Below are 12,226 nucleotides of genomic sequence, written 5' to 3' on the forward strand. Positions count from 1 at the left end.
GGGAGGGAATAGTATGAAAAGAGTCGCTCTTTATCCATTTAATAAGATAACTCAGGGGTTAATTAGATTCCGTGATCTGCTGGATTTTGAAATTGTATCCGTTATTGATTTTGTATTTCAAAGCGGCGAGGATACAGGCGAAATTATTGACGGTACAACTGCGAATATATGTATCCATAATTCTATGAGTCAAGGGTTGGAAGACATCGACACCTTGATCCTGAATGATCCTGGTACTTATTTCGGTGGCAACAAAGAAGTATTCGAAGAACATGATCTTCTATCGTTGTGGAGGGACATAGTATTAGATGCTTCCTCTAAAGGAATACAAGTGGTGAGTGTCCACGAAATTTATGATAAAGATACGATCTGCTGGATGAATGCAAATCATGTTGAAATTAAAGTGTTTCATGGCTTTAGTGACTCCCTATTAAGTGAAGTTGACAATAAGTATGATACAAGTGGAACTATGATCGATAATTACTTGAAGCAGTTTGAGAACGAATATACTATGTTTGCTAGAACCAAAAAAATTAAGAGAATTGGTATCTTTGCAACAAGAGGGTGTATCGGTAAGTTTACGACACAATTGGGTTTGTATAGAGAATTCAAAAAATCGGGTATAAAGGTAACCGCACTCATTACGGAACCTACAGGTTATCTATTTAATCAGCCAGAAGGTGACATTTTTAAGTTTCTAGCACATAGGCCTCTCGATAAATATCCATATTATATAGACACTATTATGAATAGAGCTGAACAAGATGGATTTGAATGGATTATAATGGCCGGTCAAAGCTCTATACTCCCAACTTCGAATATTGCCTTTAATTCACTGCGTTTTGCGATGTTGAAAGCTTTTGACCCTGATTACAATTTGCTAATTGTCGGATATAGCGATGATGAACAAATCCATGATGCGCTAGAATTACTAAGAATCTTCTCAAAACGCCCCATTGTACTGTTGTTACCAGATAAGGTTGAAGTATCCTACGGAGAATATGTCAATTTCACCTATGAACAGAGAATGTCGCGCAAACAAGAATTACAAGATAAGTTCGACATCAATGTTGAGTTTATAGAACATGTGTCAAAGATTAAGGAAAATATAATAGAAGTAGATACCTTGGTATTCGATAAGAGCGAATATGCTGGATTCTAGACACAGTATTTATCAAATTGTAACGGACCGTTTCTATGATGGAGATCATGATAACTATGCAAATAGTGACTTATTTAGCAAAGATAAATTGAACTTAAGAAAATATTTGGGTGGCGACTGGGAAGGTATTATTAGAAAGATCAAGGATGGATATATACCCGGATTAGGTGTAAGGGCAATTTTAATTTCTCAACCTGTAGAGAATGTTCATACGTGCATGGAAGATGAGGAGGGTACAGCGTCTTATCATGGTTATTGGCCAAGGGACTTCATGAAACCCAATCCTTATTTTGGCTCACTCGACAAATTTCTAGAGCTAATTCAGGTGGCTCATCAGAATCACCTAAAGGTACTCATAGATTTCACACCAAACCATACCTCTCCTGCCCTTGAACTGAAGCCGAATTACATGGAGAATGGTGCGCTTTATCATAAGGGTCAACTCGTTGCTAAGTATTCAGAAGATATTGAACGTATATTTCTACATAATGGTGGAACAGATTTTCAGAATTATGAAAATTCCCTGTATCGAAATTTATATGATCTTGCCAGTTTGGATCACATGAATCCCACAATTGATCAAATACTACGTGAAGGAATTCAATTTTGGCTAGATCTAGGAGTTGATGGAATTAGGATAGATGCGGCTAAGCATATTCCGCCTGGATGGCTGAAATCATTATCTGGATTTATTTATAGCAGAAAGCAAGCATTTATATTCGGGGAATGGTTTTTGCTTGAGCATGAAGGTTCGCATGTAAACTCAGAATTCGCAAATGAAAATGGTATGAGCCTACTACATTTTATGTACAGTCATTCTCTACGACAGGTATTACTAGACAATGTGAGCTTCAGTCAGTTTATTAATATGATAGATGAATCCTTCGAATATTATAAGTGGCCAAACGATCAAGTTATCTTCTTGGATAATCACGATATGAGCAGGTTTACAAAGGGAAATACGGACACTCGTTTTACCGATATTGCCTTGTCCTTACTACTTACATCTGTAGGTATTCCGTTGATTTACTATGGAACAGAGCAATATATGACCGGTGAGAATGATCCAGATAATCGCAGAATGATGAACTCTTTTAGCCAAACAACGGCAGCCTATAGAATAATATCTAAACTTAACCGCTTAAGGCGAGAGAATATAGCTACATGTTATGGAGCTATGAAGGTGCTTCATATTAGTGAAAGAGTATTAGTCTTTGAACGGACCTATGTATCCGATGTAGTGCTTGTCATAGTTAATCTCAATGAGACTTGTGAAGAACTTATAGATCTGAATACTTCCTTACCCAGCGGCCGTTATTTGAGTTCTTTAACGGAGATATTTCCTACAGATGGAATAACGGTAGATCGTGAGGGGAAATTGTCTTCGAGTGCTCTTCAACCATTAACGGTTTCCATTTACTCATCGGTATCAGAGACGACTTCCTGTACTACAATCACGCACTTCTCTCCTCGAGTAGCTATGCCCGGAAGTACATTAGTCATTCATGGTATGCATTTAGGAGAAGAAGAAGGATACGTTGATATCAGCAATAATGCTGTTGAAGTTATTTCATGGAACTCAGAAAGTATCGTGGTGAGGATTCCTGAGATTCCTGCGGTAACACCAGGTTATCATTCCATAAAAGTAACAACTCGAGATGGGTTCGTAAGTAATATATTATCCGACCTGAGTATGTTAACAGCCGTACCAGTAACCGTGCGAATTGTGGTGACTAATGCAATTACTGAGTATGGTTCTGACGTGTATTTATCTGGAAATCTGTTTGAGCTCGGTGAGTGGGATTCCAATCAGGCTATCGGTCCATTTTTCAATAGTATTGTGTATCGATATCCTACTTGGTATTACGACGTAAGTGTACCCGCAGGATACGAAGTAGAGTTTAATTTCTTGAAGAAATACGCCTCGGGGATTGTGAAATGGGAGGGTGGCGGTGTACATACCTTTACTGCTCCTATGGAAGGAATAAGTGAAATACTAGTAGATTGGCAGGATTGATTGTTCTGTCCATTTATTTGAGGAGATGTGAGACGTGGCTGAAGGATTAGTATATAGCAATGCTAGTTTGATTTTTCATACAGCCCTTGATGAAGAGATGAAGTTCATGATTTCGAAACACTTTAATAAATCATGGATGCAATTACAACGGTCCGTTCGATTAACTGCACTTTCATTCGAATATAAATTCACACAGTATTTGTTTCCAATGGAAGTAGATTCGGAACCATTAATCATGCGAATTCCCCATATACATCATCATTTTTTTTACGCGGACTTCGGTATTGTAAAAGATGATATTCAAACATATGTAACGATTTATCGATCCAATATTCTACAAGTGTTCGATGACAATAAGGTGGATAGTTTTGATTCATATTCCTTTCTGAAGAATCGATCTAGTATTCCATTAATAGAACAAAATAGATGGTGGGAATATTTTAACGGTTATTCTTTGTCTGACAAATAAATGTTGGGAGGGATATTATGAAGTCTTCTAAATATTCTATTTTGATTATCTCCTGGGAATATCCTCCAGTTATTATTGGGGGAATCTCACCGCATGTTTATGAATTGTCTAGACAATTACAAGATGAGAATACGGAGATTCATATTGTTACAAATTCAGCTCCCAATCGTCCAGTTCACGAGATCGAAAATGGAGTACATGTTCATCGAGTTACTACGTATGAAAACGTCCATGACTTCTTGGATTGGGTGCTCCAATTTAATTTGTCCATTGTGAATTATGTTAAAGGTCTAATCAATAATGGGGTTAAGTTTGATATCATTCATGCTCATGATTGGTTAGTAGGATTTGCTTCGCTTCTACTGAAAAAACAGTTGAATATACCACTAATCACAACGATTCATGCCACGGAATATGGAAGAAACAATGGCCTATTTACGCCGCTTCAAATGAATATTCATTCGATAGAACACGATCTTACAGAAGAATCAGATCATATTATAGTGTGCAGTTCCCATATGAAAAAGGAGGTTTGCCAAATACATGGAATACACGAATCCATCATAAGAGTTATTCCTAATGGAGTTGATATAGAATCACTAACGATGCAGGACCCTCATTCATGTCGAAGAGAGGAATATGCACTTCCTCAAGAAAAGATAGTACTTTTTATAGGTAGGCTCGTAAAAGAAAAAGGAGTGCACATCTTAATAGAAAGTGCCAAAGAAGTTCTTGATCACGATTCCGATGTTAAGTTTATTATTGCTGGCCGAGGGCCTATGACTGCTGAACTTAAGACTCTTGCATCGGATCTAGGTTCAAAAATAATGTTTGTTGGTTTCATTGAAGATGACAAGAAAAGTCATTTATTGAAAATTGCTGATGTATGTGTCTTTCCAAGTCTATATGAACCATTCGGTATAGTCGCCATTGAAGCCATGGGAAGTGGTTCGCCTGTAATTGTGTCAGATGTTGGAGGTCTCTCAGAAATAGTTAATCACGATATAAATGGTTTTAAATTTACCCCAGGGAATGTTCATGCCCTGACACACTATTTATTAAGGGTACTTCATGATCCAGCACTCAGACAAACTTTTGCCGAAGCGGGTAGAAGAACAGTTGTATCTCGCTATGATTGGAAGAATATTTCCATATTGACGAAAGAAGTGTATCACATGGTAGACGCGGTAAGTATTTAAAGACAAGTATTTTTTAGAAACGGGGGAATCGGTATGGTGTCTTTTTTAAACTTGAAAGAAAATATCATTGATCATGATCTCTGTACGTCCTGTAGCTTGTGTATAGCAGCTTGCCCCAAGGAGTTATTATCCATGAGTGATGATGCGGTCCCATTACCTTTGTTTCAAGATCATATTTCGAAGTCATTAGATATTTGTGGTACTTGTAATTTGTGTTCAGATATTTGTCCGGGATTCGATACAGAAACTACTGAGTCTGAACTTAGAATATTTGGTAGAAATCGTGTTGAGGAGGAACGTTGGGTAGGAATTTATAGATCTACTCATCAGTTAGCGACGAAGAATCATCAAATTATCGATAAAGTGGCAGCGGGTGGAGCAGGAACAATCCTTGCTATTACTGCTTTGGAAGAGAATATTGTTGACGCAATGATTGTTGTAGGTAGAGATGAGGAACGTCCGTGGATTCCCAAAGCCTACATTACAGATTCTATAGAAAAGGTCATTGAATGCGCTCAATCCAGCTACTGTATTACACCCAACCTTGAGTTATTAAAGGATCCTCGATATCACAGAGTAGGGATTATTGGAGTACCCTGTCAAATCCAAGGAGTAAATAAACTCTTGAATTTACCAGGTGATTCCAACGCCGCTGCACTTGCTGAAAAGGTCGTATTTACAATGGAACTAGGGTGTGCATCGAATACGTCCAGTGCTGGAACGGAACACTTAATAACTGAAATATTAAATGTTAATTTGGATGATGTTGTTTATATGAGGTATCGAGATGGAGCCTATCCAGGAAAGTTTGTTGTGAGGACTAAGGATGGTATTGAACATTCCTTACCATTCTACAGACTAGTAGAAGAGTTTAAAAAATTTAAAACATTTAGATGTTTATCTTGCGCTGATTGGTGGTCCGGTTTAGCAGATATTTCAATCGCAGATGGAGATCCCAATATTTTTGATTCGAGTAGAACTGAGAAATCTTCTAAGCCTACATCGACAATAATGGTACGTACTGAAATGGGAGAAAGATTAATTAGACTTGCACTTCAGAATGATTCCATCGAGTTATTTCCATACGTTTTTGAAAATAACCTTGGACTTGAGCGGAAACGACAACGCTACCGTAGTTATGCTGAAAACAGTAGTAGAAAAATTCCACTTCCTCCTGGAGGAGATATGATGTACTCGGAAATAATGTCTGATGATGAGGTGATAAAAAATGGCATTGGTACGGAGAACAACAGAACTTCAAACCTCGTTTGATATTCAAGTGAAGTCGAATAAATCAAAACAACATATTGTTTTTAATTCAGTTTCGAGCGATAAGTCGATATCTCAGCGGGCTATAATACTAAATTCAATAGCTAACGGTAGAGGGACTGTACGAAATGTACTAAGATCAAGGGATATCGAGAGTTGCATAAGTATTCTGGACAAGCTTGGGGTAAAGTTTGCATGGGATGATAATGATCTGATTATTCAAGGAGTAGGATTACGTGGTTTAAAACCATCTATTGAAAGACTCGACATTGGTAATACAGCGACTTCCGCAAGGCTGATTATGTCGGTGTTAGCTAGCTATCCATTCAAAGTTAAACTATCAGGCAATTCAATGTTATCCACAAGACCTATGGACTGGGTGGTAGAACCGCTTAAAGAAATGGGTGCAAATATTACCCATCTAGGCACTGAGGGTTGTTTGCCTTTAGAAATGATTGGCGCGTTCCCTTTAAAACCTATTCATGTAGAAGCAACAGTTGCAAGTGCGCAAGAAAAGTCAGCTATTCTATTTGCAGGACTCTCTACTAAGGGGATGACCCAATATAAACAAATGTGCCAAAGCCGTGATCATACGGAACGGTTAATGGAGTATTTTGGGGTTAATATAGTTTCACACGATAATATAACTACTATTGTAGGTGGGAATGAATTCAATAGTAAAGAAGTAGTCGTTCCAGGAGATATTTCATCTGCTGCCTTTTTATTAGCCGCGTATACTATCCGTAGTAATGAATTAGAAGGGAACTTATTAATCAAAGGTGTTGGTGTTAACCCAACTAGGATTGGCTTCGTGACCGCCCTGCAACAAATGGGCCTGAATATTTCTTTTAGTGAGAGAAGAATGCTTATTTCTAATGAGCCGATAGCTGATATCTCTTGTATTCCTGCTAATGCTCTTATCCCAAGTTATGTGGATGGAGTAGAATTTGTCCAAAGTCTAATTGATGAAGTGCCTTTATTGGCAGCCGTATCAGCATTTGCAGATGGTGTTTCCATCATAAGAGATTGCAGTGAATTAAAAGATAAAGATACTAACCGAATTATAACAACAGCAAAGGTCTTGACGCAATTTGGAATTGATGTGACCTATGATAGTGATGAAATAAGGATAAATGGAGGTAAAACGTTAGTACCTGCAGTAGTTGATAGTTATGGGGATCATCGTATGGCTATGATGGCTATAGTTCTTGCTAGCAGCATGAATGAACCCTCTATCATTCGAAATTGCGATTGTATCTCGGTATCATATCCTGATTTTTTACAAGACATGGCCCAATTTGCTGATATAGAAGTTTTATGATTCTGGGCAATCCACATCCCAAGAACATCTTTGCATCTTTTCATGTAGACTTCTGTATTTTAAAATAGTGGTAACCTTTTCCTCACTTTCACGTACTATCCCCTGTAGATACATTTGTTTAGAAGGGGAGAGATATTATTGGGTTTCATGGATAACGAGAATCTGAAGCAAAGTATGAGTGATCGGAAAATGCCGGAGTTAAAGCCAGGAGCATATAAGAAAATAATTATCGGAATTGTAGCGGCATTCATTATTATCTTTGTGGGATCATCATCATTCTACACGGTGCAAGAACAAGAGCGAGCTGCCATACTAACATTTGGTAAGTATTCGACGGAGACCTCAGCAGGACTACACTTCAAATGGCCCTATCCGATTCAACAGGTTATTACAGTGCCAGCAGAGCTGACGCAACGGATACACATCGGTTATCGTCTAGAGGGAAATGAATCGATTCCCGTTGAAGAAGAAGCGATGATGATTACGGGAGATGAAAATATCGTATCGGCGGATGCAGTCGTTCAGTGGAAAATAAGTAATATTCGCGATTATTTATACAATATCGATGATCCAGAGCAATTTCTGCGTAATGCAACAAGCTCCTCGATCCGTGCAGTAATCGGCTCAGAGAAACTAGATTACGCTATTACAGACGGTAAGACAGTCATTCAAGACAAAGTTAGAGTGAAACTACTGGAGTTGCAGACTAAATATAATACTGGCATCCAAATTATTGACATTAAATTCCAAGATATTGAGCCTCCGAGTGGTCAGGTTACAGAAGCATTCCGTGAAGTAACGAATGCACGGGAAGAGAAAAACACTAAAATTAATAATGCAGCCAAATATGAGAATGATCTTATTCCGAAGGCTAGAGGCGAGGCACAAGCCCTGCTTGAGAACGCGGAAGGTGAGAAAAAGTCGCGGATATTGAATGCAGAAGGTGATGTGGCCCAATTTAATGCGATATACAAAGAGTATAAGAATAATCCGAATGTTACGGAAAGTCGGTTGATTCTAGAGACTTTAGAAAAAATTCTGCCAAATGCTCAAATTTTCATCACAAATTCGAATAGCGATACTGTGAATTACCTGCCATTAAATGAGCTGCTGCGCAGTGGTTCAAATAGTTCAACTACCACGACAACTCCACCTGCAACAACGACTCCCAAAGGAGGAGATACACAATGAAGAACAAATGGATAGCAATCATATCAGTCGTACTTATACTTATTTTAGCATCGGGTTCTATGTATATTGTCAAAGAAGGAGAGTATAAGGTCGTTCTTAGATTTGGTGAAGCGATAAGAGCGGTACCAGAGCCAGGATTAAAGTTCAAAATCCCGTTTGTGGAGAATGTCTCGACTCTCCCGAAATATCAGATGACTTATGAAAGCGCGCCTACGACCATACTTACGAAGGATCAGAAGCCGATTGTCGTTGATAATTACACCGTATGGCGTATTAATAACGCTTCGAAATTTTTAAGAACCGTTCAATCGGTTAGTGGCGGTATTCAACGAATAGATGAAGCCGTATATAACTCAGTTCGTCGTAAATTATCAGAAGTTAACTACGAGAATATCATCAGCGAAAATACAGAACGCGGTAATATCAATGATGAGATAACGAAGGACGTTATTGAAGCTTTAACGAGAGATGATTATGGTATTGAAGTGGTTGATGTACGTATCAAGCGTACCGACCTGCCAGAGGAAAATAAACAAAGCGTTTATAACCGTATGATCTCCGATCGTCAATCTATTGCTGCTCGTTATTTGTCCGAAGGTGACGAGGAATCACGGAAAATTACGTCTAAAGCGGATCGTACCTCGACTGAGCTACTTGCCCAAGCGAAAGCCGATGCCAAGAAGATTATTTCGGAGGGCGAGGGAGAAGCGGCAAGTATCTATAATCTGGCATATAGTAAGGATGAAAAGTTTTATAGCTTCTACCGGACACTACAGAGTTATGTGGTGACGCTGCAGAATGAACCTGTCATCATGTTACCCATCGATTCACCTTATACGAAAATTTTGTTAGGTCAGGAATAACAATAGACCGCGTTCTAGCCGCTTGATTCGGAGCGGGCGATGAGGTTTTCTCATGAACATCACGAATAAATATGATTTAGATTATAAAGAGACAAGCGACTGATATTCCAGTCGCTTGTCTCTTTTCTAGTTATAATGTAGGCGTAGCTGAGAAGAAACTTCTTGGCGATGGTTTCTTGGGACGTTTCTTTGCCGGAGCCGAGAAGGGGGTATAACCTCCTGCATACATCGACCCTATCTTGCAACCCTGGGATAAAGAGAGTTTCATTGGATCGGGATGCTGTTCCTGTTCTAGTAGTTTCAATAGAATCTTCGCACATGCACGAGCATCATCTAGTGCTTCATGATGATTGAGGGGAATATCATAATGTTCAGCAATCACATTTAATTTGTAGGAGGATACGTTTCGCAACATTTTTTTGCTTAGTAAATAAGTACAGAAATATTGAAAGGTAGGGTAATCTACCACAGCTTTATCTAAACAGTAACGTAAAACGCTCATATCAAAAGAAGCATTATGCGCAACAACCTGCTTCCCTTGCAAGAGTGGTTCAAGTGTTGGCCACAGCTCATGGAAGGTGGGCATTCCACAGATCATAGATTCAGTGATCCCGTGGATCTGTATATTTCGATAGTCAAAAGGCTGCTCTGGATCGATTAACCAGACATGTTCTGAGGTGATGATGCCTCCTTGGACTTCAACAAGGCCTAGAGAACAGGCACTGGATCGGTTCGCATTCGCAGTTTCAAAGTCAATTGCAACAAAATCCATAAGTTAAGAACTCCTTATTATTCGTATCAGATAAGAATAGCTATATGTGTGTGTCTCTATTAATACTATATTAATACTATAGTGCCATACTAGAAAATACAAATATAAAACGTAGCTATCTCCATATATTAAAAATGACCCATAGCTCTCATTGGAGTAGCTATGGGTCATGATCATTTCAAGCCAAAGCCTTCTTGAACTCTTCCGTCAAGAGTGGAACGACGACGAATAAATCGCCGACAATACCGTAATCAGCTATTTTGAATATCGGTGCTTCAGGGTCCTTGTTGATGGCGATGATGATACGAGATTGACTCATACCGGCTAAATGCTGGATAGCACCACTAATTCCACAGGCGATGTAAATTTCAGGAGTGACCACTTTGCCAGTCTGTCCGATCTGCAGGGCATAATCGCAGTACCCCGCATCACATGCTCCGCGAGAGGCACCAACCGCGCCATTTAACACTTCAGCCAACTCTTGAAGGGGCTTGAATCCAGCGATACTCTTAACACCTCTTCCACCAGATACGACAATTTTAGCTTCTGTCAGATCTACTTTACCCGAAGTTTTACGAATGATGTCTTTTACGATGGTGCGAAGCAATGAGGGAGGAGAATAGGCGATTGTGATGATCTCCGCTTGCGAGTCGAGGGGGTCAGTCGCAGCGATATTGTTGGGTCGTACCGTAACGACTTGGGGACCACCTGTAAACTTTTTTTGCTCAAAGGCTTTACCCGCATATAGAGGTCGAGTATATCGAACCTCCGTTTCAGACTTTTCAATGGAAATCACATCTGAGAGCTGTCCTGCGTGTAAATACGCTGCGATCATCGGGGCAAGGTCACGCCCTGTAGCGGTGTGTCCTAAGAAAACGGCATGCGGATTCAAAGTGTCCAATACTTGCTGAATAGCAGTGAAATAACTCTCGGCATTATATATTTCCAAGTCTGTATGGTCGATGACATGTATTTGTCCGCTAACGTACTGGGATAACTGTTCGGCAATATGTGAAATCTGATGTCCTAATATAATGGCGGCAACTAGATCTCCATCCTCTTTAGCGATAGCAATAGCTTGAAGTGCTTCTAAAGTAACCTGACGTAACTTCCCGCTGCGTACTTCAGCGATGACAACGTATGATTTATTCATATGGGCATCCCCTTTCTTGGATTAGATCGCTTTCACATCGGAATGGAGAAGAAGATGAACAAGCTCGGAAGCTTGTTGGCTGAGCTCACCTTGTAAAATTTGACCTGACTTACGCGGAGGTGGAAGGAAGAGGGAGAGCCGTTCCGTCCGGGCACTGATTTCGGCTTCTGTCAGACCTAATTCATCTAATGTGAGGTGGTGAAATGGTTTTTTCTTAGCCTTCATGATACCGGGTAGCGATGGGTACCGTGGTTCATTCAGGCCCTGCTGCGCAGTGAATAGGGCAGGAAGAGTAACCTCGACCGTTTCGGTATCCCCTTCAGAGTCACGAAGAACGACGGCCTGAGCTCCCATAATGTCGATCTTGATGATCGAAGCTACATGCGGAATGTTGAGTAGCTGTGAGAACCGAATGGCGACTTGACCGCCCCCGTTATCAATAGAGAAATTACCCCCGAGAATAAGATCATAAGATTGCTTGCTGAAATATGCAGCCAAGACGCTGGAGATGCTGAACTCGTCACTGCCGATCCGGTCATCGGAAATATGCACGGCTTCATCGGCTCCCATGGCAAGGGCGGTCCTTAACGCTTCTGCTATGCGATTGGGTCCGATGGAGACGACGACGATGTTGCCTCCATGCAGTTGCTTTTGGCGTATAGCTTCCTCGACGGCATATTCGTCATAGGGATTGATGACATATTTAACGCCTTCGTCGGAAATATCGCCATTGTGAATCACAATCTTCTCCTCCGTATCAAACGTTTGTTTGAGGATGACATAGATATTCATCTGACAAAGCCCCTTTCT

At 39.9% G+C, this 12,226-nt stretch carries 11 protein-coding genes; 8 read left to right on the forward strand and 3 right to left on the reverse strand.

What is annotated here, in order from left to right:
- Nucleotides 1-13: 13 nt before the first annotated feature.
- The 8 genes from J2T13_RS02310 (at nt 14) to hflC (ending at nt 9,491) form a co-directional block, all read left to right on the forward strand.
- Entirely contained in the window at nt 14-1,162 is a 1,149-nt protein-coding gene (locus tag J2T13_RS02310; RefSeq protein ID WP_429367940.1) for a DUF1611 domain-containing protein, read from the forward strand.
- Nucleotides 1,149-3,179 carry an alpha-amylase family glycosyl hydrolase gene (locus J2T13_RS02315; RefSeq protein WP_429367942.1) on the forward strand — a complete coding sequence of 677 codons (2,031 nt, stop codon included), beginning with the start codon at nt 1,149-1,151 and terminating at the stop codon, nt 3,177-3,179. The genes J2T13_RS02310 and J2T13_RS02315 overlap by 14 nt, the downstream gene beginning before the upstream one ends.
- A 34-nt stretch (nt 3,180-3,213) precedes the next feature.
- Entirely contained in the window at nt 3,214-3,648 is a 435-nt protein-coding gene (locus J2T13_RS02320; RefSeq protein WP_429367943.1) for a hypothetical protein, read from the forward strand.
- A 17-nt stretch (nt 3,649-3,665) separates the two neighbouring features.
- Entirely contained in the window at nt 3,666-4,847 is a 1,182-nt protein-coding gene (locus J2T13_RS02325; protein WP_429367945.1) for a glycosyltransferase family 4 protein, read from the forward strand.
- 33 nt (nt 4,848-4,880) lie between these two features.
- Nucleotides 4,881-6,119 carry a Coenzyme F420 hydrogenase/dehydrogenase, beta subunit C-terminal domain gene (locus J2T13_RS02330; RefSeq protein ID WP_429367947.1) on the forward strand — a complete coding sequence of 413 codons (1,239 nt, stop codon included), beginning with the start codon at nt 4,881-4,883 and terminating at the stop codon, nt 6,117-6,119.
- Entirely contained in the window at nt 6,076-7,437 is a 1,362-nt protein-coding gene (gene aroA / locus J2T13_RS02335; RefSeq protein WP_429367949.1) for a 3-phosphoshikimate 1-carboxyvinyltransferase, read from the forward strand. The genes J2T13_RS02330 and aroA overlap by 44 nt, the downstream gene beginning before the upstream one ends.
- Before the next feature lie 147 nt (nt 7,438-7,584).
- Nucleotides 7,585-8,628, forward strand: a complete 1,044-nt coding sequence (gene hflK, locus J2T13_RS02340; protein ID WP_429367951.1) for an FtsH protease activity modulator HflK — start codon at nt 7,585-7,587, stop codon at nt 8,626-8,628.
- Complete coding sequence (hflC, locus tag J2T13_RS02345) at nt 8,625-9,491, forward strand: protease modulator HflC (RefSeq protein WP_429367952.1); 867 nt, start codon at nt 8,625-8,627, stop codon at nt 9,489-9,491. The genes hflK and hflC overlap by 4 nt, the downstream gene beginning before the upstream one ends.
- A 130-nt stretch (nt 9,492-9,621) precedes the next feature.
- Here the strand turns inward: hflC and J2T13_RS02350 are convergent, their stop codons facing one another.
- The 3 genes from J2T13_RS02350 to J2T13_RS02360 all read right to left on the reverse strand — a co-directional run bounded on the left by J2T13_RS02350 (nt 9,622) and on the right by J2T13_RS02360 (nt 12,208).
- Nucleotides 9,622-10,263 (reverse strand): 3'-5' exonuclease, encoded by a 642-nt coding sequence (locus tag J2T13_RS02350; RefSeq protein ID WP_429367954.1) that lies wholly within the window; start codon nt 10,261-10,263, stop codon nt 9,622-9,624.
- A 178-nt stretch (nt 10,264-10,441) separates the two neighbouring features.
- Nucleotides 10,442-11,416, reverse strand: coding sequence for an electron transfer flavoprotein subunit alpha/FixB family protein (locus J2T13_RS02355; protein ID WP_429367956.1), 975 nt, complete (start codon nt 11,414-11,416; stop codon nt 10,442-10,444).
- 21 nt (nt 11,417-11,437) lie between these two features.
- Nucleotides 11,438-12,208: an electron transfer flavoprotein subunit beta/FixA family protein gene (locus J2T13_RS02360; protein WP_429367957.1), complete on the reverse strand. Its 771-nt coding sequence runs from the start codon at nt 12,206-12,208 to the stop codon at nt 11,438-11,440.
- Between the last annotated feature and the right edge of the window lie 18 nt (nt 12,209-12,226).

This window comes from Paenibacillus sp. DS2015, assembly GCF_050433705.1.
Classification (GTDB): domain Bacteria; phylum Bacillota; class Bacilli; order Paenibacillales; family Paenibacillaceae; genus Paenibacillus_AQ.

Bases quoted from the DNA above. Each gene is read 5' to 3' on its own strand.
- J2T13_RS02310 (WP_429367940.1), top strand. From the start codon at position 14: ATGAAAAGAGTCGCTCTTTATCCATTTAATAAGATAACTCAGGGGTTA.
- J2T13_RS02315 (WP_429367942.1), top strand. From the start codon at position 1,149: ATGCTGGATTCTAGACACAGTATTTATCAAATTGTAACGGACCGTTTC.
- J2T13_RS02325 (WP_429367945.1), top strand. From the start codon at position 3,666: ATGAAGTCTTCTAAATATTCTATTTTGATTATCTCCTGGGAATATCCT.
- J2T13_RS02330 (WP_429367947.1), top strand. From the start codon at position 4,881: ATGGTGTCTTTTTTAAACTTGAAAGAAAATATCATTGATCATGATCTC.
- aroA (WP_429367949.1), top strand. From the start codon at position 6,076: ATGGCATTGGTACGGAGAACAACAGAACTTCAAACCTCGTTTGATATT.
- hflK (WP_429367951.1), top strand. From the start codon at position 7,585: ATGGATAACGAGAATCTGAAGCAAAGTATGAGTGATCGGAAAATGCCG.
- hflC (WP_429367952.1), top strand. From the start codon at position 8,625: ATGAAGAACAAATGGATAGCAATCATATCAGTCGTACTTATACTTATT.
- J2T13_RS02350 (WP_429367954.1), bottom strand. From the start codon at position 10,263: ATGGATTTTGTTGCAATTGACTTTGAAACTGCGAATGCGAACCGATCC.
- J2T13_RS02355 (WP_429367956.1), bottom strand. From the start codon at position 11,416: ATGAATAAATCATACGTTGTCATCGCTGAAGTACGCAGCGGGAAGTTA.
- J2T13_RS02360 (WP_429367957.1), bottom strand. From the start codon at position 12,208: ATGAATATCTATGTCATCCTCAAACAAACGTTTGATACGGAGGAGAAG.